The organism is Streptomyces sp. NPDC050704 (assembly GCF_040654355.1).
GTDB lineage: Bacteria > Actinomycetota > Actinomycetes > Streptomycetales > Streptomycetaceae > Streptomyces.
This window is the reverse complement of record NZ_JBFAHW010000019.1, coordinates 54,308-78,813: the sequence shown is the minus strand read 5'-3', so window position 1 is coordinate 78,813 and position 24,506 is coordinate 54,308. Positions and strand designations below refer to the sequence as shown.

The 24,506-nt window shown below is 69.6% G+C and carries 22 protein-coding genes and 2 tRNA genes; 11 read left to right on the top strand and 13 right to left on the bottom strand.

The genetic code is table 11. From position 1 onward, the window contains the following. Positions 1 to 79: 79 nt before the first annotated feature. From AB0I18_RS13700 to AB0I18_RS13680, 5 genes are all read left to right on the top strand, one after another. Positions 80 to 1,174, top strand: coding sequence for an ABC transporter substrate-binding protein (locus tag AB0I18_RS13700; protein WP_363105625.1), 1,095 nt, complete (start codon positions 80 to 82; stop codon positions 1,172 to 1,174). 205 nt (positions 1,175 to 1,379) lie between these two features. Further along, positions 1,380 to 2,102: a M50 family metallopeptidase gene (locus AB0I18_RS13695; RefSeq protein WP_363105624.1), complete on the top strand. Its 723-nt coding sequence runs from the start codon at positions 1,380 to 1,382 to the stop codon at positions 2,100 to 2,102. Between the two features lie 203 nt (positions 2,103 to 2,305). Next, entirely contained in the window at positions 2,306 to 3,622 is a 1,317-nt protein-coding gene (gene aroA, locus AB0I18_RS13690; protein WP_363105623.1) for a 3-phosphoshikimate 1-carboxyvinyltransferase, read from the top strand. A gap of 16 nt (positions 3,623 to 3,638) precedes the next feature. Next, entirely contained in the window at positions 3,639 to 4,649 is a 1,011-nt protein-coding gene (gene rsgA, locus AB0I18_RS13685; protein ID WP_363105622.1) for a ribosome small subunit-dependent GTPase A, read from the top strand. Between the two features lie 160 nt (positions 4,650 to 4,809). Further along, the gene (locus tag AB0I18_RS13680; RefSeq protein ID WP_363105621.1) at positions 4,810 to 5,133 is read left to right on the top strand and encodes a multidrug efflux SMR transporter; all 324 of its coding nucleotides are present in this window, start codon (positions 4,810 to 4,812) and stop codon (positions 5,131 to 5,133) included. A 37-nt stretch (positions 5,134 to 5,170) separates the two neighbouring features. On the opposite strand, the gene AB0I18_RS13675 is transcribed toward AB0I18_RS13680, so the two are convergent. Beyond that, positions 5,171 to 5,785, bottom strand: coding sequence for a TetR/AcrR family transcriptional regulator (locus tag AB0I18_RS13675; protein ID WP_363105620.1), 615 nt, complete (start codon positions 5,783 to 5,785; stop codon positions 5,171 to 5,173). Positions 5,786 to 6,057: 272 nt separating this feature from the next. Here AB0I18_RS13675 and hisN point away from each other — a divergent pair, with 272 nt between their 5' ends. Together hisN and AB0I18_RS13665 are read left to right on the top strand one after the other, a co-directional pair. Further along, positions 6,058 to 6,858, top strand: a complete 801-nt coding sequence (gene hisN / locus AB0I18_RS13670; protein ID WP_363105619.1) for a histidinol-phosphatase — start codon at positions 6,058 to 6,060, stop codon at positions 6,856 to 6,858. Positions 6,859 to 7,030: 172 nt separating this feature from the next. Beyond that, positions 7,031 to 7,423, top strand: coding sequence for a CBS domain-containing protein (locus AB0I18_RS13665; RefSeq protein WP_363105618.1), 393 nt, complete (start codon positions 7,031 to 7,033; stop codon positions 7,421 to 7,423). Positions 7,424 to 7,528: 105 nt separating this feature from the next. Here the strand turns inward: AB0I18_RS13665 and AB0I18_RS13660 are convergent, their stop codons facing one another. Beyond that, positions 7,529 to 8,998, bottom strand: a complete 1,470-nt coding sequence (locus AB0I18_RS13660; protein WP_363105617.1) for a catalase — start codon at positions 8,996 to 8,998, stop codon at positions 7,529 to 7,531. A gap of 127 nt (positions 8,999 to 9,125) precedes the next feature. Between AB0I18_RS13660 and AB0I18_RS13655 the strand changes: the two genes are divergently transcribed. Next, the gene (locus tag AB0I18_RS13655; protein ID WP_363105616.1) at positions 9,126 to 9,542 is read left to right on the top strand and encodes a Fur family transcriptional regulator; all 417 of its coding nucleotides are present in this window, start codon (positions 9,126 to 9,128) and stop codon (positions 9,540 to 9,542) included. A 70-nt stretch (positions 9,543 to 9,612) separates the two neighbouring features. Here AB0I18_RS13655 and AB0I18_RS13650 read toward each other — a convergent pair. The 4 genes from AB0I18_RS13650 to AB0I18_RS13635 form a co-directional block, all read right to left on the bottom strand. Next, positions 9,613 to 9,686 (bottom strand) — tRNA-Met (locus tag AB0I18_RS13650). A 171-nt stretch (positions 9,687 to 9,857) separates the two neighbouring features. Next, positions 9,858 to 11,681, bottom strand: coding sequence for a sel1 repeat family protein (locus AB0I18_RS13645; RefSeq protein ID WP_363105615.1), 1,824 nt, complete (start codon positions 11,679 to 11,681; stop codon positions 9,858 to 9,860). 227 nt (positions 11,682 to 11,908) lie between these two features. After that, positions 11,909 to 11,982 (bottom strand) — tRNA-Met (locus AB0I18_RS13640). A gap of 43 nt (positions 11,983 to 12,025) precedes the next feature. Beyond that, positions 12,026 to 14,956, bottom strand: coding sequence for a UPF0182 family protein (locus AB0I18_RS13635; protein WP_363105672.1), 2,931 nt, complete (start codon positions 14,954 to 14,956; stop codon positions 12,026 to 12,028). 137 nt (positions 14,957 to 15,093) lie between these two features. On the opposite strand from AB0I18_RS13635, the gene AB0I18_RS13630 reads away from it, so the two are divergent. Next, positions 15,094 to 15,651 carry a PPA1309 family protein gene (locus AB0I18_RS13630; protein WP_363105614.1) on the top strand — a complete coding sequence of 186 codons (558 nt, stop codon included), beginning with the start codon at positions 15,094 to 15,096 and terminating at the stop codon, positions 15,649 to 15,651. 38 nt (positions 15,652 to 15,689) lie between these two features. Here AB0I18_RS13630 and AB0I18_RS13625 read toward each other — a convergent pair whose 3' ends face one another. The 4 genes from AB0I18_RS13625 to AB0I18_RS13610 form a co-directional block, all read right to left on the bottom strand. Further along, positions 15,690 to 16,784 carry a PDZ domain-containing protein gene (locus tag AB0I18_RS13625; protein WP_363105613.1) on the bottom strand — a complete coding sequence of 365 codons (1,095 nt, stop codon included), beginning with the start codon at positions 16,782 to 16,784 and terminating at the stop codon, positions 15,690 to 15,692. A 69-nt stretch (positions 16,785 to 16,853) separates the two neighbouring features. Beyond that, positions 16,854 to 17,054 (bottom strand): hypothetical protein, encoded by a 201-nt coding sequence (locus AB0I18_RS13620; RefSeq protein WP_363105612.1) that lies wholly within the window; start codon positions 17,052 to 17,054, stop codon positions 16,854 to 16,856. A gap of 112 nt (positions 17,055 to 17,166) precedes the next feature. Continuing rightward, on the bottom strand, positions 17,167 to 17,628 hold the full coding sequence (locus AB0I18_RS13615; RefSeq protein ID WP_363105611.1) for a molybdenum cofactor biosynthesis protein MoaE: 462 nt from the start codon (positions 17,626 to 17,628) through the stop codon (positions 17,167 to 17,169). Positions 17,629 to 17,823: 195 nt separating this feature from the next. Next, the gene (locus tag AB0I18_RS13610; RefSeq protein ID WP_363105610.1) at positions 17,824 to 18,987 is read right to left on the bottom strand and encodes an SDR family oxidoreductase; all 1,164 of its coding nucleotides are present in this window, start codon (positions 18,985 to 18,987) and stop codon (positions 17,824 to 17,826) included. Positions 18,988 to 19,178: 191 nt separating this feature from the next. On the opposite strand from AB0I18_RS13610, the gene AB0I18_RS13605 reads away from it, so the two are divergent. Both AB0I18_RS13605 and AB0I18_RS13600 read left to right on the top strand, forming a co-directional pair. Beyond that, on the top strand, positions 19,179 to 20,621 hold the full coding sequence (locus AB0I18_RS13605; RefSeq protein WP_363105609.1) for a zinc-dependent metalloprotease: 1,443 nt from the start codon (positions 19,179 to 19,181) through the stop codon (positions 20,619 to 20,621). Then, positions 20,618 to 21,142, top strand: coding sequence for an NUDIX hydrolase (locus tag AB0I18_RS13600; RefSeq protein ID WP_363105608.1), 525 nt, complete (start codon positions 20,618 to 20,620; stop codon positions 21,140 to 21,142). Before AB0I18_RS13605 ends, AB0I18_RS13600 begins: the two co-directional genes overlap by 4 nt. 126 nt (positions 21,143 to 21,268) lie before the next feature. Here the strand turns inward: AB0I18_RS13600 and AB0I18_RS13595 are convergent, their stop codons facing one another. The 3 genes from AB0I18_RS13595 to AB0I18_RS13585 are packed head-to-tail and all read right to left on the bottom strand — an operon-like array spanning position 21,269 to position 24,457. Continuing rightward, complete coding sequence (locus AB0I18_RS13595; RefSeq protein WP_363105607.1) at positions 21,269 to 22,024, bottom strand: AIM24 family protein; 756 nt, start codon at positions 22,022 to 22,024, stop codon at positions 21,269 to 21,271. A 17-nt stretch (positions 22,025 to 22,041) separates the two neighbouring features. After that, on the bottom strand, positions 22,042 to 22,722 hold the full coding sequence (locus tag AB0I18_RS13590) for an AIM24 family protein (RefSeq protein ID WP_363105606.1): 681 nt from the start codon (positions 22,720 to 22,722) through the stop codon (positions 22,042 to 22,044). 13 nt (positions 22,723 to 22,735) lie between these two features. Continuing rightward, on the bottom strand, positions 22,736 to 24,457 hold the full coding sequence (locus AB0I18_RS13585; RefSeq protein ID WP_363105605.1) for a TerD family protein: 1,722 nt from the start codon (positions 24,455 to 24,457) through the stop codon (positions 22,736 to 22,738). Positions 24,458 to 24,506 lie beyond the last annotated feature (49 nt).

Sequence of the window (24,506 nt, the reverse complement as noted above, 5' to 3'; positions counted from 1 at the left end):
ACCTTGCCTATTAGTTACACCCTGTCTTAAAGTTCGTCGAACGAGATGCGGATGATCAGGCAGGGAAAGGGACACAGCCATGGGGACAGCCCGCACTACACGGTCATCGTCCGACGCGGCCCACGAGGCCGCCGTCGGGCGAGCGCACCGGTATGTGTCCGTACGCCGTCGAGGCGGCGCCCTCCTGACCGTCGCCGCGCTCGGCGTGACGCTCGCCGCCTGCGGATCGTCCGACGACGACGGTGACAGCGGCAACAGCGGCGACAGCGCCAAGGCCGCCGCCACCGGCACCGCCGACGCGGGCGCGTTCCCGGTGGAGATCAAGCACTCCCAGGGCAATCTCTCGCTGAAGGCGGCACCCGAGCGGGTGGTCGCCCTCAGCGCGATGGACCTCGACGCGGCGCTCTCCCTCGGTGTCACCCCGGTCGGCGCGGCCAAGGACCCCTTCGGAGAGAAGGGCGTCAGCCCGTGGCTCACCGGGAAACTGGGGTCGGACACCACGCTCGTCAACACGACGCCGGATGTGTCCTTCGAGCAGATCGCGGCACTGAAACCCGACCTGATACTCGCCACCGGTGACTACGCCATCAGCAAGAACTACGCCAAACTGAGCCAGATCGCGCCCACCCTCGCGCCGGCCAAGGCCGCGGCCGACGACTCCTGGCAGAACCGCGAGACGCGGATCGGCAAGGTGCTCGGCAAGGAGGAGGCCGCCACGAAGGCGGTGGCCGACACCGAGGCGCTGATCCGGAAGACCGCGGACACGTACCCCGAGCTCAAGGGCAGGACGTTCTCGGCCTCCTTCGCCTACTCGGCCACCCAGATCGCCACGATCGCCTCCCCCGACGACTTCGCCGTGAAGTTCCTGGAGTCGCTCGGCCTCCAGGTCGCCCCGGCCCTGAAGGGCGCCGAGGAGACGGCCACCAAGACCCAGCCCGGCTTCCTCAGCCCGGAGCAGGCGGGCCGGATCACCTCCGACTTCACAGTGATCGGCTTCACCTCTCCGCAGGTGAAGAACGCGGTCGAGAAGGGTCCGGCGTTCGCGAAGGTCAAGTCCACCGGCGCGTACACCCCGGTGGACACGGCGACCATCACGGAGTTGCGCAACCCGTCGATCCTGGGCATCCCGTGGCTGCTGGAGGAGCTGACGCCGTCGTTCAAGGCGGTCAAGTAGCCGCACCGGCCAGGGAGTCCGGGCGAGGGCAGCACACAGTCAGCAGTGGTAGAGCGAGAGCCCCGGATCATTCCGGGGCTCTACTGCTGTGACCTGCACGTTTGTCGCCGGGAACGATCGCTGGTGGCTCAGCGTCTCAGATACCGTCCGCACGTACGTGCCACACTGCCAGGTTCCGCGCCATCCAGAGGAGCTCTCACCGACAATGGACAGCACCGCAGCCACCTCGCTGGCCACTCTCTGGGACGAGGTCTTCGGGAGCCAGCCGGACCCCGACACCTGGGTGGTTTTCGCCACCATGGTCGCCGCCCTCGCTGTGATCATCCCGCACAACATATGGCGGCTCTCGCGCAACGCCATCACCATCGCCCACGAGGGCGGCCACGGTCTGGTGGCACTGCTCACGGGCCGCAGCCTCAGCGGAATCCGGCTGCACTCCGACACCAGCGGCCTCACCGTCAGCCGCGGCAAGCCGACCGGCCTCGGCATGATCCTCACCGCGGCCTCGGGATACACCGCTCCCCCGCTGCTCGGCCTCGGCGGCGCCGCGCTCCTCGGCGCCGGTCACATCACCGCGCTGCTGTGGGCGGCCACGCTGCTGCTCGTGGCGATGCTGGTGATGATCCGCAACGCGTACGGGGCGCTCACGGTGGTCCTCACCGGCGGCACGTTCGTGGTGGTCTCCTGGCTCGCGGGCCCCCAGGTACAGGCGGCCTTCGCCTACGCCGTGGTCTGGTTCCTGCTCCTCGGCGGAGTCCGCCCCGCTTTCGAACTCCAGGCCAAACGCACCCGAGGCAACGCGGGCGACTCCGACGCAGACCAACTCTCCCGCCTGACCCACGTCCCACCAGGCATGTGGCTGTTCCTGTTCCACGCGGTATCCCTGTGCTCACTGATAGGCGGCGGCCGCTGGCTGCTACAGCTGTGACGGCGGGCTCTAAAGGGGGCGCAGCCGCCCTTTAGGGGCGCGGGGCTGTGACATATGCGGCTCCGCCGCGGGGCGCGACCAGCCACACACGCCCCGCAGCCGCCCGACCACAGCAATCCCCCGAGCTCTCAGGCGCACCCCCGAAGTGGTTTCACCGTTTTCGATCAAGATCCCCACCAGTGGCGAGCCACTAAAGTAAAGGCATGCCCGTAAACCCCGCACACACCGCCCTCTGGCCCGCCCCGCACGCAAGCGGAGCCGTCGACGCGACGGTCCACGTGCCCGGGTCCAAGTCGGTCACCAACCGCGCCCTCGTCCTCGCCGCCCTCGCGGCGGAGCCCGGCTGGCTGCGCCGCCCGCTGCGCTCCCGCGACACCCTGCTGATGGCGGGCGCCCTGCGTGCGATGGGCGTCGGCATCGAAGAGGGCGTAGGCCCCGACGGCTCCGGCGAGGCCTGGCGCGTCATCCCCTCCGGCCTGCAGGGCCCGGCCACGGTCGACGTGGGCAACGCCGGCACGGTGATGCGCTTCCTGCCGCCGGTCGCCGCACTCGCCGACGGCCCCATCCGCTTCGACGGCGACCCCAGGTCGTACGAGCGCCCGCTGAACGGCGTGATCGACGCCCTGCGCGCCCTGGGTGCCCGCATCGACGACGACGGGCGCGGCACGCTGCCGCTGACCGTGCACGGCGGCGGTGCGCTGGAGGGCGGTCCGGTGGAGATCGACGCCTCCTCGTCGTCGCAGTTCGTGTCCGCCCTGCTGCTGTCGGGCCCGCGCTTCAACCAGGGTGTGGAGGTACGGCACACCGGCTCGACGCTGCCCTCCATGCCGCACATCCGGATGACCGTCGACATGCTGCGCTCGATCGGCGCCCAGGTGGACACCCCCGAGTCGGGCGGCGAACCGAACGTCTGGCGGGTCACGCCGGGCGCGCTGCTCGGCCGCGACCTGACGGTCGAGCCGGACCTGTCGAACGCCCAGCCGTTCCTGGCGGCCGCCCTGGTCACCGGCGGCAAGATCGTCATCCCCGACTGGCCCGAGCGCACCACCCAGCCGGGCGACAAGCTGCGTGAGATCTTCACCGAGATGGGTGGTTCCTGCGAACTGACCATGCGGGGCCTGGAGTTCACCGGCTCCGGCTCGATCCACGGCATCGACGTGGACCTGGGCGAGGTCGGCGAGCTGACCCCGGGCATCGCGGCGGTCGCGGCCCTCGCCGACTCCCCGTCGACCCTGCGCGGCGTGTCCCATCTGCGCCTGCACGAGACGGACCGGCTGGCCGCGCTCACCAAGGAGATCAACGAACTCGGCGGCGACGTCACCGAGACCGCCGACGGTCTCCACATCCGCCCGCGCCCCCTGCACGGCGGCACCTTCCACACGTACGACGACCACCGCATGGCCACCGCGGGCGCGATCGTCGGCCTCGCGGTCGACGGCGTACGGATCGAGAACGTGGCGACGACGGCGAAGACCCTGCCGGACTTCCCCGACCTGTGGACCGGAATGCTCGGGAACTGACGGGCGGACCAGGATCATGCGCCGTTACGGCAAGCACACCGACGAGGACGACATCCGCCAGCGCCCGAACCGCAAGGGCAACCGACCGCGTACGAACATCCGGCCCAAGCACGAGGACGCCGCGGAGGGCATGGTCGTCACCGTCGACCGCGGCCGGCTGACCTGCCTCGTCGAGGACCGCCTCGTGTACGCCATGAAAGCCCGCGAGCTGGGCCGCAAGGCCGCGGTGGTCGGCGACCGGGTGGCCATCGTCGGCGACCTGACCGGCAAGAAGGACACCCTGGCCCGTATCGTCCGCATCGAGCCGCGCACCTCGGTCCTGCGCCGCACGGCCGACGACGACGATCCGTACGAGCGGGTGGTCGTCGCCAACGCCGACCAACTGGCCATCGTCACGGCCCTGGCCGACCCGGAGCCCCGCCCGCGCCTGATCGACCGCTGCCTGGTCGCCGCGTACGACGCCGGGCTCGACCCGCTCCTCGTGCTCACCAAGTCGGACCTCGCGTCGCCCGACGAACTCCTGGAGTCGTACGGGGCGTTGGGCGTCCCCTACGTCGTGACCAGCCGGGAGGAGCTGGAGAGCGGCGAGGCGGTGGACCGCGTACGCAAGCAGCTGGACGGCAAGATCACGGCGTTCGTGGGGCACTCCGGTGTCGGCAAGACGACGCTGGTCAACGCGCTCGTGTCGCGGGAGCGGCGGCGGTCGACGGGAATCGTCAACGCCGTCACCGGCCGCGGCCGGCACACCACGACGTCGGCGCGGGCGATTCCGCTGCCGGACGACGACGGCTGGGTCGTCGACACTCCGGGCGTACGGTCCTTCGGTCTGCACCACGTCGATCCGTCCCGGGTCGTCCTCGCCTTCCCGGACCTCGTGCCGGGCACCGAGGGCTGTCCGCGGGCGTGCAGCCACGACGAGCCGGACTGCGCGCTGGACGAGTGGGTAGCCGAGGGACACGCGGATCCGGCCCGCCTCTACTCGTTGCGCAGGCTGCTCGCCACGCGTGAACGACGCGAGGGCGACTGACGTCCGTCACTCGCCATTCGTCACCCGTCGCTCCCGGTAACTCGCCGTTCTTCGCGTGACCTCAGTGTTGTTTGCATCCCTGCCACGACGGTAAAGGCATAATCGCACCAAGCGGGACCCAAGCAAGACGAAGCGGTCACGGAGCGTGGGAGGGCATCACATGGCGTGGCTGCTGGTTGTCGTGGCCGGACTTCTCGAAACCGGCTTCGCGGTCTGCCTCAAGCTGTCGCACGGTTTCACGCGGCTGTGGCCGACGGTCGCGTTCTGCATCTTCGCCCTGGGGAGCTTCGGTCTGCTCACGCTCTCCCTCAAGAAGCTCGACGTCGGTCCGGCGTACGCGGTCTGGACGGGCATCGGCGCGGCCGGCACCGCCATCTACGGCATGATCTTCCTGGACGACCTGGTCTCCACGCTGAAGATCGTCTCGATCGTGTTCGTGATCGCGGGGGTCATCGGCCTGCAGCTGTCGGGCTCGGCCCACTGAGCCGGCCGCCCGAGAGGGCCACCTGATCGAGGCGGCCTCAGACCACCGACCGGACAGTGGCCAGCGCGTCCCGGACCAACCCCGCCGTACCGCCCTCCCCGGCCGGCGCGAGCACACACGACAACCCCAGCCGCACCACCAGTTCACACGCCCGCGCCAGCTCCGCGGCCTCGGACTTGGACGTCCCGGGCGCGGTCAGCGCGGCCACCGCACGGTCCCGCACCAGTGTCACGAAGTCGCCCGGCGAGGGCAGCGGCCCGTCGGCCCGCCGCTGCGCCGGCACGGCCGAGGAAGACGGCACGGAGGACAAGGCGGGGGCCGGCAGCCGCTCGCTCCAGCACCCCGTGAGCATCGCCCGCACCAACGCGTTGCTCCGCGCCGACGACACGGTCCACTCCGCCGCCGCGGCCAGCCGCTCCCGGGGCTCCGGACGGCTCACCAGGGCCCGCTCCATGCCCGCGAGATAGGCGTCGGCCTCCCGGCGTACGAGAGCCCGCGCGAGGCCGTCCTTGCTCCCGAACTCGTTGTAGAGGGTCTGCCGCGACACTCCGGCCACGGCGGCCACGTCGACCATCCGCACGGCGGACCACGGACGGTGTCCGAGCGCTGTGAAGGCGGCGTCCAAGAGGGATTCCCGCGCTGCAGGCATCATCGCCTCCCTGGGGCGATCGGTTCTGCGCTTCAGAGTTGACGTGCGCAGGGGCACTGTCAAGGGTTCGCGGCGGCACGGAGGGGCGTGCGTCGGCCCGCGTACGCGGGAAGGACGGAGCGGCATACGCAGAAGAGGCGCGGAAGCGTACGTCGTCGGCGTACGCGGAGACAGCGGAGCGGGAAGATCACCGCACGCCCCTTGGGCAAGGAGGTCCCGTAGTGATCCCCCGGGGAGTGTGGCCCCGGTCGGACCCTGGCAGATACGGTTCGCTCATGCCCGACTATCGCGATGACCTGCGCCTCGCCCATGTCCTGGCGGACGCCGCCGACGCCGCGACGATGGACCGGTTCAAGGCGCTCGACCTCAAGGTCGAGACCAAGCCGGACATGACACCGGTGAGCGAGGCCGACAAGGCCGCCGAGGAACTGATCCGCGGCCACCTCCAGCGGGCCCGGCCGCGCGACGCGATCGTCGGCGAGGAGTACGGCACCGAGGGCACGGGCCCCCGCCGCTGGGTGATCGACCCGATCGACGGCACCAAGAACTACGTACGCGGCGTGCCCGTGTGGGCCACGCTGATCGCGCTGACGGAGGCGAGCGAGGGCGGTTACCAGCCGGTGGTCGGGGTGGTCTCGGCGCCCGCGCTGGGCCGCCGCTGGTGGGCGGCCCAGGGTCACGGAGCATTCACCGGCCGCAGCCTGTCGTCCGCGTCCCGGCTCAGGGTCTCCCAGGTCTCACGCATGCCGGACGCCTCCTTCGCGTACTCCTCGCTCAGCGGCTGGGAGGAGCGGAGCCTGCTGGACGGCTTCCTGGACCTGACCCGCGAGGTCTGGCGCACGCGCGCGTACGGCGACTTCTGGCCGTACATGATGGTCGCCGAGGGCTCGGTCGACATCTGCGCGGAGCCCGAGCTGTCGCTGTGGGACATGGCGGCGAACGCGATCATCGTGACCGAGGCGGGCGGCGCCTTCACGGGCCTCGACGGCCGCCCCGGCCCGCACAGCGGCAACGCCGCCGCGTCGAACGGCCTCCTCCACGACGAGCTGCTGGGCTACTTGAACCAGCGCTACTGAAACATCTGGAGCGCTGACGACATCTGGGGCGCTAACCGAAAGAGTGCGCGCCCCAAACAGTGCGCACCCGCCCCCTTGTTGACCCTCTCTTCAACTGCGACTCTGAGAGTCCCCCCACTTGTGAACTTGTGAATCCGAGCGCAAGCTGGATTCGTAGGAGGTGGCTCCGTCCATGCTCGTTCGCGACGCCATGAGTACGGTGGTCCTCACCATCGGCCCCGATCACACCCTCCGGCAGGCAGCCGCGCTGATGTCCGCACGGCGCATCGGTGCGGCCGTGGTCCTCGACCCCGACGACAGCGGGCTCGGCATTCTCACCGAGCGCGACATCCTCGACTCCGTCGGCCTGGGCCAGAACACGGACACCGAGCGGGCCCACGACCACACCACCACCGACGTCGTGTTCGCCGCGCCGTCCTGGACCCTGGAGGAGGCCGCGCGCGCCATGGCACACGGCGGCTTCCGTCATCTGATCGTCCTCGACCACGAAGAGCCGGTCGGCATCGTCTCGGTCCGCGACATCATCCGCTGCTGGGCACCACTGCGGCAGCACGTCCCGGCCTGAGAGCCACGGCCGGAAACCTGAAACCGGAAAGCGAACGGGCCGGATCCCCGTCTACGGGAGATCCGGCCCGCCCTCTACGACAAGCGTTCCAGTGCTGGTGGCAGATCAGCCGCGCAGGGCCTGGACCGCGGCTTCCAGCCGCTTGCCGAAGTCTCCGTCGGCCTGACGGAAGTTCTCGATCGCGCGCTCGGCGATGTCGTCGCGCGAGACCTGGGCGATGAAGCCGGCCAGGTTGTCGACCAGACGGCCCTTCTCATCCTCGGACATCAGACGGTAGAGGTTCCCCGCCTGCACGAAGTCGTTGTCCTCGGCGTGGGCCGGAGCCTCGGTGCCGCCGGTGTGGCCGGTCACCACGAGCGGCTGCCACAGCGGCGCATCCGTCTGGAACGGGCCGCCGAAGGAGTTCGGCTCGTAGTTCTTCGCGCCCTTGTGCCGGCCGTCGTACAGGAAGCCGTCACGGGAGTTCGTACGCGCCTCGGTGGCGTGCGGACGGTTCACCGGCAGGTGGTCGGCGTTGATGCCGACGCGGTAGCGGTGGGCGTCGCCGTACGCGAACAGGCGGCCCTGGAGCATCTTGTCCGGCGACGGGCCGATACCCGGCACGAAGTGCGCGGGCGAGAAGATGCTCTGCTCGACCTCGGCGAAGATGTTCTCCGGGTTGCGGTTGAGCTCCAGCCTGCCGATCTCGACCGGCGGGTAGTCCTCGTGCGGCCACACCTTGGTGAGGTCGAACGGGTTGAAGCGGTAGTTCGCCGCGTCGGCCGCCGGCATGATCTGCACCTGCACGGTCCAGGTCGGGAACTCGCCGCGCTCGATGGACTCGCGCAGGTCGCGCTGATGGGAGTCGGGGTCCTCACCGGCGATCCTCGCGGCCTCTTCCGAGGTCAGGTTCTTGATCCCCTGGTCGGTCTTGAAGTGGTACTTGACCCAGAAGACCTCGCCGGCCGCGTTGTTCCACTGGTAGGTGTGCGAGCCGTAGCCGTTCATGTGGCGGTACGAGGCGGGGATGCCGCGGTCGCCGAACAGCCAGGTCACCTGGTGGGTGCTCTCCGGGCTGAGCCCCCAGAAGTCCCAGACGTTGTCCGCCTCCTGCGAGCCCGAGTACGGGTCGCGCTTCTGGGTGTGGATGAAGTCGGGGAACTTGATGGCGTCCTTGATGAAGAACACCGGGGTGTTGTTGCCGACGAGGTCGTAGTTGCCCTCTTCGGTGTAGAACTTCAGCGCCCAGCCGCGCGGGTCACGGACGGCGTCGGCCGAACCGAGATTGCCCGCCACGGTCGAGAACCGGAGGAAGGTCTCGGTCCGCTTGCCGACCTCGGAGAGGAACTTCGCACGAGTCCAGCGGGACACGTCACGGGTCAGCGTGAACGTGCCGTACGCACCGGCGCCACGGGCGTGGACGACGCGCTCCGGGATGCGCTCACGGTTGAAGTGCGCGAGCTTCTCGAGCAGCACCTGGTCCTGGACGAGGACAGGCCCACCGACGCCCGCGGTCTCGCTGTTCTGATTGTCGGCCACCGGAGCACCGGCCTCCGTCGTAAGCGGTCCCTGCGTCACGTGCGCCTCCTGCGTCATTCCCGTCGAACCCTGTTCCACAACCAATGTCGACCTCGATCCTACAATGGACAATGTCTAAGTCAAGCAGACCTCCAAAGTCACACACGTTCGGGAACTGGTCCGACCTGCTGTTAGGCTGGTCCGCATGAGTGACCTGTTGGAACGACTGCGCGGACGCGGCTGGCGCATGACGGCGCAGCGGCGTGTCGTGGCCGAGATCCTCGACGGCGACCACGTCCATCTGACGGCCGACGAGGTGCACGCACGGGCCGTCGCGAAGCTGCCCGAGATCTCCCGGGCGACCGTCTACAACACGCTCGGTGAGCTGGTCACGCTCGGCGAGGTGCTGGAAGTCGCCACGGACAAGCGCGCGAAGCGGTACGACCCGAACGCGCACCGCCCGCACCACCACCTGGTCTGCGCCCAGTGCGGTGCGATCCGCGACGTCCACCCGAGCGGCGACCCGCTGACGGACCTCCCCGACTCCGAGCGCTTCGGCTTCACCGTCTCGAACGTCGAGGTGACGTACCGCGGCGTGTGCCCGAACTGCTCGGCCGCCTGATCGGTACGGCTTTCTCACGCCAAACAGACCGAAGGCCCGGAACCAATGGTTCCGGGCCTTCGGTCTTCAGTAGCGGGGACAGGATTTGAACCTGCGACCTCTGGGTTATGAGCCCAGCGAGCTACCGAGCTGCTCCACCCCGCGTCGACAAACTGAACACTACGTCACCACTCCCGACCAGCGCAAATCCCTTGTCTTTCAGCCCGTCCGGCGTTTGAGGACGAGGCCGTTCAGGCCGATAAGCGGGGTCTGGGGGCGCAGCCCCCAGGGATGGGACGGGTAGGGGCGGCGGGGGCGAAAAACCCCGCCGCACCCTCACGCCGACAACTCCTCCCGCAACGCATCCCGCAACCGAGCCGCCCGCTCAGAAACCTCACCCGGCCCGAGCGACACAGCCCGATCGGCCCACCGCTGCCCCTCCGCAAGCTCCCCCCGACGCGCGTAGACGAGGGCAAGCCGCAAAGCCGCCCGCCCATGCCCCGCATCAGCGGCCCGAGCCCACCACAGCGCAGCCTCCGGCTCACTCCCCTCCCGAACCAGCAGCAGCCCGAGATTGAACGCCCCGTTCCGAGACCCGGCCTCCGCGGCCTCGCGGTACCACCGAGCCGCCTCCACCACATCCCCCCGGGCGGACGCGAGCATCCCCACCCGCACCTGAGCCCGCCGATGCCCCTGGGTAGCGGCCCGCTCGTACCACTCCTCGCACTCGCTCTTCTCGGTGGCCGGCTCCCCCAGCTCGTGCGAGGGCGCGGGCGGCCGCCGCGCGTCGAGCACGGTGGCCAGCCGGTAGGCCGCCTCCGCGCTCCCCCCACCCGCGGCACACCGAAGATGCCGCTCGGCGGCCCGCTCGTCCCCGTCCCGGAGCCGCGCGATCCCGACCTGGAGCGCGGCCTCGGTGTGCCCGGCGGCAGCGGCCCGCTCGTACCACCGCAGGGCGGCCGCGTCCTCCTCGCGCCCGGCATGCAGGATGCCGAGGTTGAACGCGGCGTCCACGCTGCCGGCCTCCGCGGCCTTGGAGAACCACGGCTCTGCCCCGGCCGCGTCACCGACCTGGAGCAGCAGAATGGCCAGCGCGTTGGCCGCCTCCCGGTGCCCGGCGTACGCCGCGCGCCGGTACCACTGCTCGGCCTGCGCGGTCCGCCCCTGCTCGGCGCAGAGCAGCCCGAGGTTGTACGCGCCGTTCACGTCGCCTGCGTCCATCGCGGCCCGGTACCAGCGCTCGGCGGTCTGCGTCTCGCCCCGCTCGGCGTGCAGCGCCCCCAGGGCGTTGGCGGCGTTCCCGTCGCCGTCCTGGGCGGCCCGCAGCCACCACACGGCGGCGCTCTCGGTGTCGCCGGCGTCGCGCAGCAGGAACCCGAGCGCGCAGGCGGCCCGTGCCTCGCCCTCCTTGGCGGAGGTCAGGTACCAGCGCCCGGCCTCCTTGAGCTGTCCGCGCTTCTCCAGGATCGCCCCGAGGTGCAGGGCCGCCCGCCGGTGGCCGCGCGCGGCCGCCTGCCGGTACCACTGCTCGGCCTCCGCGGCGGCGGACGTCGCGACACCACTGTCGGCGTCGTCCTCCGCCGCCCGCGCGGCCTTCCGGTCGAGCGCCCGGGCGAGCCGGTACGCCGCCTCGCGGTGGCCCCGCTCGGCGGCCGCCCGCATCCAGTGCTCGGCGCCGGCGTCGCCGCGGTGCTCCAGGAGATCGGCGAGCGCGTACGCGCCGAGCGGGTGTCCCTGTTCGGCGGACTGGCGCAGCCAGTACTCGGCGGCGGGCTCGTCGCCGCGCTCACGGTGGTGGCGGCCCAGCGCGTGTGCGGCGGCCGCGGATCCGGCGACGGCGGCGATCCGCCACCAGCCGGCGGCCTCTTCGGCGTATCCGCGCTGGTGCAGGAGGACACCCAGGTTGTTGGCGGCGGCCCGGTCCCCGGCCGCGGTGGCAGCGCGCAGCTGGGGCTCGGCGCCGTCGAGATCACCGCGGCGCAGCAGCATGGCTCCGAGGACGCTCATCGCCTCGGCGTCACCCGCTTCCGCGGCGAGTCTTTGACGCGCCTCCTCGACAGCCTCGCCGGTCTCGTCCCGGTCGGAAGGCTGCACAAAGTCGGAAGGCTGCACAAACCGCCCTGTCTCCAACAGAGTTGCCTTGTCCCCCATAACGTCCATCGTCGCACCACCTGCAACCTGGGTACACCTGGTATACCGCAGCCAGTGAGGTCACTTCAGCGTTTTGTCGACATGCCCACAGAGAGACAAGTGAAACACAGATTCCCCAACTACCCCCGTACCGAGCGGCCTTCGCCACGACAGCACTGGTGAGCGAGGGAAACACGGGGAGGCCCACACACGCCGAAGGACCCGAATCCTTGAGGATCCGGGTCCTTCGATTTCAGTAGCGGGGACAGGATTTGAACCTGCGACCTCTGGGTTATGAGCCCAGCGAGCTACCGAGCTGCTCCACCCCGCGCCGTTGTGTTCAAACCGTACCACGGCGCGGGGTGGCCTCCTGACTAGCCGCTGCCGGCGCTCCCGCCGCCACTCTCCTCACTGTTGTCGCCGTCACCGCTGCCACCCGGGGTGGGCGTGGCCTGCGCGTCCTCCGCCCGCTTCAGCGCGTCCTCAAGATCCTTCTGCGCCTTGCCGTACGCCTCCCAGTCGCCCTTCTTGAGGGCTTCCTGGCCTTGGTCGAAGGCCTTCTGGGCGTCGTCGAGCGCTGCCTGGACCGTCGGGTTGTCGGACGTCGGCGGTGGCTTGGTCCCCTCGCCCTCGTCCGGTGGCGGTGGCTCCTCGGTCGCTCCATCGGCTCCGAAGATCTTGTTGAGCGCCTGGTCCAAGGTGTCCTCGAAGGCCGTGGCGCCTCCGTAGGTCACCAACACCTTCCGCAGCAGCGGGTACTTGAGTCCACCACCGCGTACGTAGACGGGCTCCACGTAGAGCAGGCCTCCGTCGAGCGGCACCGTCAGCAGGTTGCCGTACTCGACTTCCGAGTCACCACCTCTCAGCAGCCTGATCGACTCGGCGATGGATGGTTCGGAGTTGAACTGGCTCTGCACCCGTTTAGGCCCGTCGACCGTTCTGCCGGTGGGCAGTTTGAGGATGCTGATCTTGCCGTACTCGCTCGTGTTCGCTTCGGCGTTGACCGACATGAAGGCGCTCAGGTTGTCCCGCCCGTTCGGCGTGAGCGTCGTCGTCAGCGAGAACTCCTGGGCCTTCTCGCCCGGCAGCTTCATGCTCAGGTAGTACGGCGGCACCGCGTTGCCCGACTTGTTGGTCGGGTCGTCCGGGACCTGCCACACCTCGCTGCCACTGAGGAACGTCTCCGCGTCCTTCACGTGGTACCGGGTCAGCAGCTCGCGCTGGACCTTGAACAGGTCCTGCGGGTACCGCAGATGGTCCATGAGGGCCTGCGGGATGTCACCCTTCGCCTTCACCGTCCCGGGGAAGGCCTTCTTCCAGGTCTTCAGGACCGGGTCCTTGGTGTCCCACTCGTAGAGCGTCACCTTGCCGGTGTACGCGTCGACGGTCGCCTTCACCGAGTTGCGGATGTAGTTGACCTGGTTCTGCTGGGCCACCACCGCACGCTGGTTGTTGGCGGCGGTCAGCGAGTCGGCCGTCGTGTCGCCGAGGGTGGTGCGAGAGGCGTACGGATAACCGTTGGTCGTCGTGTACGCGTCGACGATCCACTCGATCTTCCCGTCGACGATCGCCGGATAGGCGTCACCGTCGATGGTCAGCCACGGGGCGACCGCCTCGACGCGCTCCTTGGGAGTGCGGTTGTAGAGGATCCGCGAACCCTCGCCGATGGCGCCCGAGTACAGGATCTGCGGCTCGCTCAGCGCGACCGCGTAGGCAGCCCTGTTGACCGGGTTCGAGAGGTTGACCCCGCTCTTGCCCTTGTAGCTGGTCGTCTTCTCGCCGGTGTCGTCGGAGTAGTCGATCTCCTTCTGCGGGCCGCCGACGATCGAGTACTGGCTGGTCTTCTCGCCGTAGTAGATCCGCTGCTCGTAGTCCCCGAGCTCGCCCTTGGACGGCAGGTCGTACTCGGTGAACTCCGGGCGGCCCTCGGCGTCGGCGTTGGTGCCCTTGGCCGCGACCGCTCCGAACCCGTGGGTGTACCGGAAGTGGTCGTTGATCCAGTTGTTCTTCGGAATGCCCTGGAGGTTCAGCTCGCGCAGACCGATGACCGTGTCCTGGTCCTTGCCGTCCTTGGTGTAGCGGTCGACGTCCAGGTTCGACGGGAAGGCGTAGTAGTTACGCACCTGCTGGAGCTGCTGGAACGTCGGCGACACCACGTTCGGGTCCAGGAGCCGGATGCTCGCGGCACCGTCGGCGTCGTCGCGCAGCTTCGTCTTGTCCGTGGTGGTGCTGGTGCCCGGGTACTCGGTGACCTGGGTGCCGTTGATGCCGTACGCGTCGCGGGTCGCCTTGAGGTTCTTCTCGACGTACGGCGCTTCCTTGGCCTGCTCGTTCGGCTGGACCTGGAACTTCTGGACGATCGCCGGGTACAGACCGCCGATCAGGATCGCCGAGAGCACCATCAGGCCGAAGCCGATGACGGGCAGCTGCCAGGTCCGCCGCCACAGGGTGGCGAAGAACAGCAGGGCGCAGATGACCGCGATGCAGAACAGGATCGTCTTGGCGGGCAGATACGCGTTCGCGTCGACGTACCTGAGGCCCGTCCAGTTGCCCGTCGCCTTGAAGTCGCTGGACTTCACCGCGAGTCCGTACCGGTCGAGCCAGTACGCGACCGCCTTCAGTGCGACGAAGATGCCAAGGAGCACCGAGAGATGCCCGGTGGCGGCGGCCGTGGCGCGGGCGCCGGGGCTGGTGATCCGCAGTCCGCCGTACAGGTAGTGGGTCAGCGCGGCGGCGATCACGGAGAGGATCGCGGCCGCGAAGCCGAAGCCCAGCAGGAAGCGGTACCAGGGCAGGTCGAAGGCGTAGAAGGACACGTCGAGGTGAAACTGCGGGTCCTTCTGGTTGAAGGGCACGCCGTTCACCCACATGAGCCACGTACGCCACTGGCCCGCCGCGGAGGCACCCGCGATCAGCCCGACCAGAGACGTGATCCCCAGGAGGATCCACGTCTTGTACGGGGCCACGCCCATCCGGTAGCGGTCGAGACTCTGCTGCTCCATCGACATGGCGCTCAGGGGCGGCCGCAACCGGTGGGCCAGCCAGATGTTCACTCCGACGGCCGTGGCCATCAGCAGTCCGAAGACGAAGAACAGGCCGATCTTGGTCCACAGGGTGGTCGTGAAGACGGACGAATAGTTGACGGACCGATACCAGAGCCAGTCCGTCCAGAACCCCGCGAACATGACGAAGGCCATGGCCAGCACGGCCAGTACGCCCAGTGTCATGAGCAGGGTCCGGACGCGCCGGGACGGTCGGCCCACTCTGATCCGTGGCCCCGTCGGGCCTCCGCCGCGGTCCGGCATCTGGAAAGCCAAGGTGCGCACCTCGAAGTTCGCTGTTGGTATTTCGGGGCTCTGCGAGTGCCGGGCCCCAACTATGCAACTTACTGATGCTTTACTCGGTTCCCGCTTCGGGGGCCGAACGAGGCAGGATTGTGACCATGTCCAACACCGCCTCCTCAGGCACCCCCATGGCGGCCGAGCCACTGACCCGTGCCGTCCTCGAGATCGACGAGTACGTTTCGGGGCTCGGCTGGGATCAGCCCGCCCGGCTTTTCGCGCTGGTCGACACCGTTCAGCTGCGTTCCCAGGAGCCGGGGCTCGCCCAGCGCCTCGGTCTGACGGAAGACGCCCCCGAAGGCACCCTCACCCCCATCGAACAGGATGAACTCCCTGCCGGCAGCCCGCTGGACGAGTTTCTCGGCACCATCGCCTGGCCGGACGCGGTGGTCGGCTGCGCCATGTCCGTGGAGCGGCTGATGCTGCCGCCGTCCGCGGAGGCCTCCGTACCGGCGGGTCTCGACGAGAAGCGGCTGGCCAAGTGGGTCGCCGAACATCCGGAGCGTCAGGAGGTCCGGATGACCGTGGGCGTGCTGCGCGGCGGGAAGCGTGAGTCGGCGCTGCGGCTGCGTGAGAAGGACTCGGCGACCGAGGTGCTCACCGGGTCCGACCTGGTGCCCGGGCTCGCGGAGGCGCTGGGGGCGACGTTCGCGGAGTAGTCCTCCGCGGCCGGTGCGCCGCCTGCTCCTGGTGGGCCTCAGCCGGTGGTGCACTTCGGCAGGTCCGCCGTGTCGCCGCCGCGGATGTCCTTGAGGGCGCTCATCGCGTCGTCGATCGTGTCGACCTTGACGAGTGTGAGTCCCTCGGGGACGTCGCGGGCGGCGGCCGCGCAGTTGTCCTTGGGTGTCAGGAAGTACTGGGCGCCCTTGTCGCGGGCGCCGACCGTCTTCATCTCGATGCCGCCGATCGGGCCGACCTTGCCGTCGTCGTCGATGGTGCCGGTGCCGGCCACGAACTTGCCGCCGGTGAGGTCTCCGGAGGTCAGCTTGTCGACGATGCCGAGGGAGAACATCAGGCCGGCGCTGGGGCCGCCGACGTCGGCGAGCTTGATGTCGATGGTGAACGGGAAGGTGTGGTCGGTTCCGGCCGAGATTCCGACGATCGCCCGCTCCTTGCCGTCGTCGTCGGACTTCTCGGTGGTGAGCGTGATGTCCTCGGTGACCGTCGGCGTCCTTTTCTCCTTCTCGGCGGCCGCCTGCTCCTTGGCGGGCACGATCGTGAAGTCGACCTTCTCGCCGGGCTTGTGCTTGGTGACCAGCTCGGCGACGTCGCCGGGCGCCTTGACCGTCGTACCGTCCACGGCCTTGATGACGTCGCCGGCGTGCAGCCTGCCCTCGGCCGGGGAGTCCTTGACCACCGTCTGGACGATCACCCAGGACTTCACGGGGATGTCCAGCTCCTTGAGGGCCGCGACCTTGGCGCTCTCCTGGGACTGGCTGAACTCCTCGGCGTTCTCCTGCGTCGACTGCTCCTCCGTCTTGCCGTCGGGGTAGAGCGTGTCGTGCGGGACCACCTTGTTGTCGTGCGCCAGCCAGCCGTACACGGCCTCGACGAGGTTCATCTTGTAGTCGGCGCTCGTGACCCGGACCGTCGTCATGTTGAGGTTCCCGGACGCCGGGTACGTCTTGCGGCCGGAGATCTGGAGCACCGGCTCGCCGTCGTGATCGCCGAGCGTGTTCACCGTGGGGCCCGGTGACATCTCCGAATACGGCACTTTGATGAAGACTCCCGCGCACAGGAGCGCGATCAGCATCAGGGTGGAGGCGAGCATCGTCGCGGTGCGGCGTGGCATGGAACGACAGTACGGGACCACCCTGTCAGCGGTCTGTCGGGGCCGTCCGTCCGGGGCCCGCGGGCCCGCTCAGACGTCCGTGTGTGCCTTCGCCGTCTTCTCCGCCGTCTCCGCTGCCTCGGACTTCTCCATGGCTTCGCGGAAGCGTGTGTAGCCCGCGAGCTCGGTGCCGTCTCCGATGGTCTTGCGGTTCCGGCCGACCCAACTGCCCCACAGTCCGGCACCGATCGCAGCGAAAAGCGGAATCAGCAACCAGGCGAGCGCCGCCATGTCGACCTCCCGACCCCATTGTGCGACCGCAACTGACTGATCAGCAGATTAACCGTCCACATGGCCAACGCTCACGGCAGGGACCGAGTTCCGCAACCGGAACAACGGCCGCTCAGCATGCGCCCACCCATTCCTCCGTACCGTCGGAGAATTTCTGGTGCTTCCAGATCGGGACCTCGTGCTTCAGGTCGTCGATCAGCTTGCGGCAGGCCTCGAAGGCCTCTCCGCGGTGCGGGCAGGAGACGGCGACGACCACCGCGAGATCACCCACCCGCAGGTCACCGATTCGGTGGACGGCGGCCAGGGCCCGTACCGGGTACTCGGCGGCGACCTTCTCGGCGATCCGCCGCATCTCCGCCTCGGCGCTGGGATGGCACGAGTACCCGAGCTCGTCGACGTCCGCTCCCCCGTCGTGATTGCGCACGGTCCCCACGAAGAGCGCGGTCCCACCGGAGGCATCGTCCCCGACGGCCCGGAAGACCTCGTCCAAAGAAAGCGCCGTTTCCCGGATCGCCAGAAGCTTGATGGGGTCCTGCGCCGCCTGCTCACCGGGATGGTCGTTCATGGATGCCATGACCCCATCGTGCCCCACCCCACTGACACCGCGAAACGCCGTTTCATCCCAGTCCGGCCCTCCAGCCCGTCCGGCGTTTGAGGACGAGGCCGTCCAGGCCGACAAGCGGGGGTCTGGGGCGCAGCCCCCAGGGATGGGACGGGTAGGGGCGGCGAGGGCGAAAACCCTGGAGGCCGACCCCCACTCGGGTCTCCTTCAGATCCGCCGACGGGCCTTCCGCGCACGCCGCACCAACGCAGCCGTACCCAACAGAGCAACCGTCGCCCCCGCGGCACCGGCGGCGGTCGCATCCTTCCGCCCGAGCCGCCGCCCGACAACGGTATGCCGCCCCGCCACCTCCTCCAGCAGCTCGGCGAGAACCTCCTCATTGGTCCACTGCGGCCGCCACCCGGCATCGTGCAGCCGGCTCCCGCTGACCACCCAGGGGTACATCGTGTACGCGAGATCCCCGGCCGGCGACGGCGTGAGCCCGATCCGGTGAAGCCGGGCAGCGGCACCCAGGGCGACGGCCGACGGCAGCTCCATCCGGCGGATCCCGCTGAGCTCCTCGACCTCCTCCTGCTCCAGCCACCCGTCACAGCCGACGGCCAGCTCCCCGTCGACCTTTTCGAGGACGGCGTACTCCAGAGCGCTGCACAGGTCCTCGACATGGCAGAACTGCCAGGCGGGCCGTGACCCGGCGACGACGAGCAGCCGGGGCGACTCGAAGTACCTGGTGAGGGCCGTGTCGGTGCCCCCGACGAGGATGGCGGGCCGTACGACGGTGACGTTGAGCCCGGGATGCGCCCGCGGCCCCCGCCGGGCGAGCCGCTCGACCTCCAGAAGGTCCCCGACGCCCGTGGCCTCCGCGGTGGCCCGCAGTTCGGCGTCTTCGGAGAGGGGCAGTTCGTTGTCGGGCAGCGCTCCGTAGACCATCGTCGAGGTGCACAGCACCACGCGGTGGACGCCGGCCGCGGCCGCGGCGGTGAGCACGGTCTGGGTGCCCCGCACGTTGTACGCGGTACGCGCGGCCGCGTCGGTCTCCAGGTCCAGGTCGAGCGCCAGATGCACCACGACGTCGGCGCCGCGCAGCTTCTCGGCGATCGCCGGGTCCCGGACGTCCAGGATGTGCCACTGGGCGGCCGCGCACTCGCCGCGCCGCTCGTCGATGGCGATGACCTGCTTGACCTCGTCGCTGGCGGCGAGCCGCTCGATGAGCAGCGCGCCGATGCCGGCCGCGGCGCCGGTGACCGCGACGACGGGGCCGCGCGCGGCGGACGACTCGCCGGCGCGCTGCGCCGCCGTTGAGGGGCGATCGTCGGGCGACGGGTGGGCTGACGGGTTTCGCGCTGCGCGAACCTGCGGATCTGGGGAACTCACCGGGCGTCTCCAGCGGTTGTCTTCAGTAAGAACGCGCGTGACGCGTACGTACCAGGTGGCATCCATCCTGCCGCAGCCCAAGAGTCGGCGAAGCACCGAGGCCCGAACCGGCTGTGGTGTCTACGCTGGGTGGTGATGTAGGGCAGCCGCCGTCGGCACGAAACCGGCGGCCTTAACAGCCGAGGAATCCCGTGAGTGACACCCCATTCGGATTCGGCCTTCCGCCGGAGGAGCCGGAGAACGGCGACGAGGGCAAGAAGAAGGACCAGGAGAGCGGCGGTGGTCAGGGACCTGACAACCCGTTCGGTTTCGGGCCCGGAGGACTGGGAGGCCCGGGGGGCGACAATCCGCTCGCTGCCATGTTCGGTTCCCTGAACCCCAACGACCTGGGCGCCGCGTTCCAGCAGCTGGGCCAGATGCTCTCGTACGAGGGCGGTCCGGTGAACTGGGACATGGCCAAGCAGATCGCACGCCAGACCGTCTCCCAGGGCACCCCGGACGGCACGAAGGACGCGAGCATCGGCCCGGCCGAGCGTACGGCGGTCGAGGAGGCGGTGCGGCTGGCCGACCTGTGGCTCGACGACGCGACGTCCCTGCCGTCCGGCGCCGGATCCGCGGTGGCGTGGAGCCGCGCGGAGTGGGTCGAGGCGACCCTGCCGGTGTGGAAGGAGCTCGTCGACCCGGTAGCCGAGCGGGTCGGCGCGGCCATGGGCGATGTCCTGCCCGAGGAGATGCAGGCCATGGCGGGCCCGCTCCTGGGGATGATGCGCTCCATGGGCGGCGCCATGTTCGGCACACAGATCGGGCAGGCCGTCGGCGTGCTCGCGGGCGAGGTCGTCGGTTCGACCGACGTCGGCCTGCCGCTCGGCCCGGCCGGCCGGGCCGCGCTGCTGCCGCTGAACATCGAGTCGTTCGGCAAGGACCTGAGCGTCCCCCAGGACGAGGTCCGGCTCTATCTCGCCCTGCGCGAGGCCGCCCACCAGCGACTTTTCGCCCATGTGCCGTGGCTGCGCTCGCATCTGTTCGGTGCGGTCGAGGGGTACGCGCGCGGGATCAAGGTCGACACGGCGAAGCTGGAGGACGTGGTCGGCCAGTTCGACCCGCAGAATCCGGAGGAGCTGCAGCAGGCACTCCAGCAGGGCATGTTCCAGCCGGAGGACACGCCGGAGCAGAAGGCCGCTCTGGCCCGTCTGGAGACGGCGCTCGCGCTCGTCGAGGGCTGGGTGGACGCCGTCGTGCACGCGGCCGCCAAGCCGCGTCTGTCGTCCGCGGACGCCCTGCGGGAGACGCTGCGCCGCCGCCGTGCGACCGGCGGCCCCGCCGAGCAGACCTTCGCCACGCTGATCGGCCTTGAGCTGCGCCCGCGCCGGCTGCGGGACGCCTCGCGCCTGTGGGCCTCCCTCACGGACGCGCGCGGCGTCGACGGCCGCGACGGCCTGTGGGCGCACCCGGACATGCTGCCGACCGCCTCCGACCTGGACGATCCGGACGGCTTCGTGCATCGCGAGCAGCTGGACTTCTCCGAGCTCGACAAGATGCTCGGCGAGGCGGCGGACGGCTCCTCCGAGAAGCCGAACCTGACGAAGGACGAGGACAAGCAGACCGGGGAAGACAAGGGCGACGACGACCGGTGAGCCTGTACGACGACGCCGTCCTGGTCCTGAAGGGCTACGAGGACCAGGAGGAGCTGCGCCAGGCGTATCTGGACCATCTGGAGGCGCATCCGGACGGGATGTGGAAGGCCTGCACGGCCGGGCACATCACGGCGAGTGCCCTGGTGATCGACCCCGAGCAGGGCCGCGTACTTCTGACGCTTCACAAGAAGCTGCGGATGTGGCTCCAAATGGGTGGTCACTGCGAGCCGGAGGACACCGACCTGGAGGGCGCGGCCCTGCGTGAGGCCATGGAGGAGTCGGGCATCCAGCAGGGGCTGACGCTGATCCCGGGTGGGCCCGTCCGGCTCGACCGGCATCCGATCCCGCCGCCGTGCCACTGCCACTTCGACGTCCAGTACGCGGTCCTGGCGCCGCCCGGGGCGGTCCAGGAGATCAGTGAGGAGTCCCTCGACCTGCGGTGGTTCGCGTACGAGGAGGTGGCGGGCGTGGCCGACGAGTCGGTCGTACGTCTGCTGGAGGCGACGCGCGCGCGGCTCTGACGAACGGTAAGGGGCGGTCGCAGTAGCGACCGCCCCTTACACACGCGCCCTGACAGGGGCGCCGCCGAACTGCGCGACCGGTCACGGACGGCTCGCAGCTGTCGAGCCGCCCTTCCCGCGGAGCGCCTAGCTCCAGGCGTTGCCCTGGTTCTGGGCGTGGGCGCCCTGCTGTCCCATGCCGTACTGGGCGCGTACGCCCTGGCCGATCACGGCGTTCTGCGGCGGCAGCAGCTCGCTGGGCTGGACGAGCGCGTAGCCCTGGCCCATGAAGCTGAGCTCCCAGCCCTCACCGGTGTTGCCGCGGCGCCTGAACACTCCGGAGGAGTGCGTCTGGGCCTGCATCTGTACGCGCAGACTCGTGGACCAGGCGACGATCGCGTCGGCGTCGCAGTTCACGTACCGGTCCGGCGTGACCTGCATCATCAGGGGCATGCCCGAGGTCATCAGGGCGACCTTGCCGCGCCCGGTGATGTTGAGCTGGTACTTGCCGGAGCCGGAGATGCCGTACTGGCTGTCCACGGCGATCACCTCGTGGTGCAGGGCGGAGTCCATGGCCAGGACGTAACTGCTGTCCACGGTGAGGCCGTCCTGGTCCACGTCCACCACATGGACGTGCTGGGCGAGGTTGGCCAGGTAGACCGTGCCCTGCCCGTGGCAGCGCATCAGGTCGAGGCCCTCCCCGGTGTGCGCGCGCGACTGCTGCTGACCGGAGTTCTGGTACTCGGCGTCGAACTCCACAAGACCCTGGTAGGCGACCATGGTGCCCTTGCGGGCGAGCAGGTCGTCGTGGCCCTCCAGGACGACGCGCAGCATCTGCTTGTTCTGCAGGCTGTAGCGCTCCTGGGTCTGCTGGTCGTTGTAGGCGAAAAGCGGGCTCTGCATGATGTGTGTCCTCCCCCTCAGCCCCGCGCCCGGAGGCGGTCTGTGCTGTCCTCGCTGGGCTGGACGACGACGATGCCCTGTCCGGAGAAGGCCATCTGGAAGGCCTCGCCGCTGCCCCGCCCGATCAGCGACTGCGCCTTGAAGCTGCGCTTGCCCTTCACCTTCAGGTTCGGGGACCAGGCGACCAGCGCGTCCGGGTCGACGTACGTCTCGTCCTCGCCGCCGCCGCAGTCGACGACGATGGGCTTGCCCCGGGAGGTCAGCGCGACCCAGCCCTGTCCGGAGATCTTGGTGTTCCACAGGCCCTGCCCGGCGAACTTCGCCAGCCCCTTGACGCGTTCGACGCCCCACGTCAGGTGCGCGTCGAAGGCGAGCAGGTTGGTGGCGTTGACGGAGATCGCGTCGCCGTTGAGGTTGATGACGACGACGTTAGCGCCGTAGTCGGAGAGGTAGAGCAGGCCGTCTCCGGAGCACTTCATCAGGGGTGCGCCCTCACCGGTGGCCCAGTCGCGCGCGATCTGGCGCACGGCCGGCGGATTGGGCTCGTACTGGACGAAGCCTTCGTAGGCGACCATCGACCCCACGCGCGCGAGGAGGTCGTTTCCGGTCTGCATGGCGACCTTGAGCATGTGATTGCCGTGGTTCTCCATGCGCGCGGCAACGGGTGCCGGGGCGAAGCCCGCGAGTTGCTGGTTCATTGGACGGGCTCCCTCAGACCTCGTACGGCTGGACGACGATGAAATTGCCGGGCGCGCCACGGAATTGGAGGTTCACGCTCTCCCCGGTGTCTCCGGCGTAGGAGTTCCGGCGCATCCGTACCTGGCTGGAGACGATCACCTGGGACGCGGCGGACCACGCCACGACGGCGTTGCAGTCGGCGAACGTCGTCGGTGTCACGGGCAGCACAACGGGCACGCCGTGCGTTTTGACGACGATCGTGCCGGTTCCCTGGAACTGCATCGTGAAAAGTGCGCCCCCGGGGATGCCATGCCCTTCGATGCGGCGCACCTCGTACTGGAGCGTCTCGTCGAAGGCGAGGACGTTCTCCGCGGAGACGCAGACGGCGTCACCCTGCAGTTCGATGGGGTGCAGCATGGTCGAGTTGTCGGCGAGGAACACCTGGCCGCGGCCCGAACAGCGCATCAACTGCATTTCCTGGCCGGTCGCGTTGCCCACGATCCGGCCGGTGAACCCGGCGCCCTTGTAACTGAAGTCGACCTTGCCCTGGTAGAGCACCATGCTGCCCTGACGGGCCAGTACGGCCTGGTCGCCGCCCGCGCCGAGGTCGACGCGGACCATCTTCTTGTTCTGCTGCGTCCAACGCTGCCCGGTGGGCGCCTCCTTGTACGGCTGCAGCGCCGCGGCGACACCGGCGCCTCCCTGGGGAGCGCCCTGGGGCACTCCGTACGAAGCGGGCGCTCCCGGCGCGCCGGGCTGCCCGGGTGCCTGTCCGAACGGCGGCTGCTGACCGTAGCCCGGAGGCGGGGTCGGCTGACCGTAGCCGGGCGGCGGGCCGGGCGCCTGAGGAGCCTGGGGCTGTCCGTAACCGGGCGGCAGCGGTGCGGTCTGGCCAGGGGCCTGACCGTACTGAGGCTGCTGGCCCGGCTGCCCGTAGGGCGCGGGAGCGGGCGCCGGGGGCGGTACGGGAGCGCCGCCGGGCGGAGTCATCGGCGCGACGATGGTCGGCGCGGCGTGCACCGGAGGCGCGGGCGCCGGGGGTGGCGTGGCTGCCGGAGGCGGCGCGAAACCCTGTGCGGGCTGCGGCGCCGGGGCGGGAGCCGGAGGCACGGGTGCCGGTGCCGGTGGGCCAGCCGGGGCCCCGAAGGCCGGCGGCGCGGTGGCCTGGGCGGGCGGCGCGAACGACGGGGCGCCGGCCTGCGGCTGCGGTGCGGCGGCGGGCTCCTCCTCGGCGACCTCGCCGCCGAAGTTCTTCAGCAGCGCGTCGAGTCCGCCGTCGAAACCCTGCCCGACCGCGGCGAAGCGCCACACGTCCTTCAGGTAGAAGTCGCCCAGCATCACGGCGCGTTCGGTGGAGAACTCGGTGCCGTTGAAGGAGTACCGGGCCACCTCCTCGCCACCCGCGACGATACGGAGGTAGCCGGGGGCGATCTGCGACAGCTGTCCGGCACCGTCGAGCGTCGCCGTGAACGACAGTTTCTGGATCTGTGGCGGGATCTTGTCCAGCGTGACGCGGAAGGACTCCGAGTCGCCCGCCTGCGCGCCGAGAAGCTGGACGGACTCTTCGGGAGTCTTCGGCTGGTTGAAGAAGACGAAGTACCGGTCGTCCGAAAGCCGTTCATCGGCGTCCAGACCGAAGCAGCTGATGTCGAAGGTCAATCCGGGGCCGGCGATCTGCACACCTACGTACAAATCGGTGCCCGCGGTGAGGTCACTGATCTTGGCCTTGTGGCCGCGTTGGAATTCCCTGGCCATGCGTAATCGACCGTCCCCCATCCCGATACGAGTGCGTCGCGTCAGGCTA

What these genes read in the sequence shown, in the direction of transcription:
- AB0I18_RS13625 (WP_363105613.1), bottom strand. Translation starts at nt 16,784, where the DNA reads ATGCCACGCCGCACCGCGACGATGCTCGCCTCCACCCTGATGCTGATC.
- AB0I18_RS13590 (WP_363105606.1), bottom strand. Translation starts at nt 22,722, where the DNA reads ATGAACCAGCAACTCGCGGGCTTCGCCCCGGCACCCGTTGCCGCGCGC.
- hisN (WP_363105619.1), top strand. Translation starts at nt 6,058, where the DNA reads ATGCCCGACTATCGCGATGACCTGCGCCTCGCCCATGTCCTGGCGGAC.
- AB0I18_RS13660 (WP_363105617.1), bottom strand. Translation starts at nt 8,998, where the DNA reads ATGACGCAGGAGGCGCACGTGACGCAGGGACCGCTTACGACGGAGGCC.
- rsgA (WP_363105622.1), top strand. Translation starts at nt 3,639, where the DNA reads ATGCGCCGTTACGGCAAGCACACCGACGAGGACGACATCCGCCAGCGC.
- AB0I18_RS13655 (WP_363105616.1), top strand. Translation starts at nt 9,126, where the DNA reads ATGAGTGACCTGTTGGAACGACTGCGCGGACGCGGCTGGCGCATGACG.
- AB0I18_RS13630 (WP_363105614.1), top strand. Translation starts at nt 15,094, where the DNA reads ATGTCCAACACCGCCTCCTCAGGCACCCCCATGGCGGCCGAGCCACTG.
- AB0I18_RS13585 (WP_363105605.1), bottom strand. Translation starts at nt 24,457, where the DNA reads ATGGCCAGGGAATTCCAACGCGGCCACAAGGCCAAGATCAGTGACCTC.
- aroA (WP_363105623.1), top strand. Translation starts at nt 2,306, where the DNA reads ATGCCCGTAAACCCCGCACACACCGCCCTCTGGCCCGCCCCGCACGCA.
- AB0I18_RS13615 (WP_363105611.1), bottom strand. Translation starts at nt 17,628, where the DNA reads ATGGCATCCATGAACGACCATCCCGGTGAGCAGGCGGCGCAGGACCCC.
- AB0I18_RS13665 (WP_363105618.1), top strand. Translation starts at nt 7,031, where the DNA reads ATGCTCGTTCGCGACGCCATGAGTACGGTGGTCCTCACCATCGGCCCC.
- AB0I18_RS13595 (WP_363105607.1), bottom strand. Translation starts at nt 22,024, where the DNA reads ATGCAGAGCCCGCTTTTCGCCTACAACGACCAGCAGACCCAGGAGCGC.
- AB0I18_RS13620 (WP_363105612.1), bottom strand. Translation starts at nt 17,054, where the DNA reads ATGGCGGCGCTCGCCTGGTTGCTGATTCCGCTTTTCGCTGCGATCGGT.
- AB0I18_RS13700 (WP_363105625.1), top strand. Translation starts at nt 80, where the DNA reads ATGGGGACAGCCCGCACTACACGGTCATCGTCCGACGCGGCCCACGAG.
- AB0I18_RS13635 (WP_363105672.1), bottom strand. Translation starts at nt 14,956, where the DNA reads ATGCCGGACCGCGGCGGAGGCCCGACGGGGCCACGGATCAGAGTGGGC.
- AB0I18_RS13645 (WP_363105615.1), bottom strand. Translation starts at nt 11,681, where the DNA reads ATGGACGTTATGGGGGACAAGGCAACTCTGTTGGAGACAGGGCGGTTT.
- AB0I18_RS13695 (WP_363105624.1), top strand. Translation starts at nt 1,380, where the DNA reads ATGGACAGCACCGCAGCCACCTCGCTGGCCACTCTCTGGGACGAGGTC.
- AB0I18_RS13680 (WP_363105621.1), top strand. Translation starts at nt 4,810, where the DNA reads ATGGCGTGGCTGCTGGTTGTCGTGGCCGGACTTCTCGAAACCGGCTTC.
- AB0I18_RS13675 (WP_363105620.1), bottom strand. Translation starts at nt 5,785, where the DNA reads ATGATGCCTGCAGCGCGGGAATCCCTCTTGGACGCCGCCTTCACAGCG.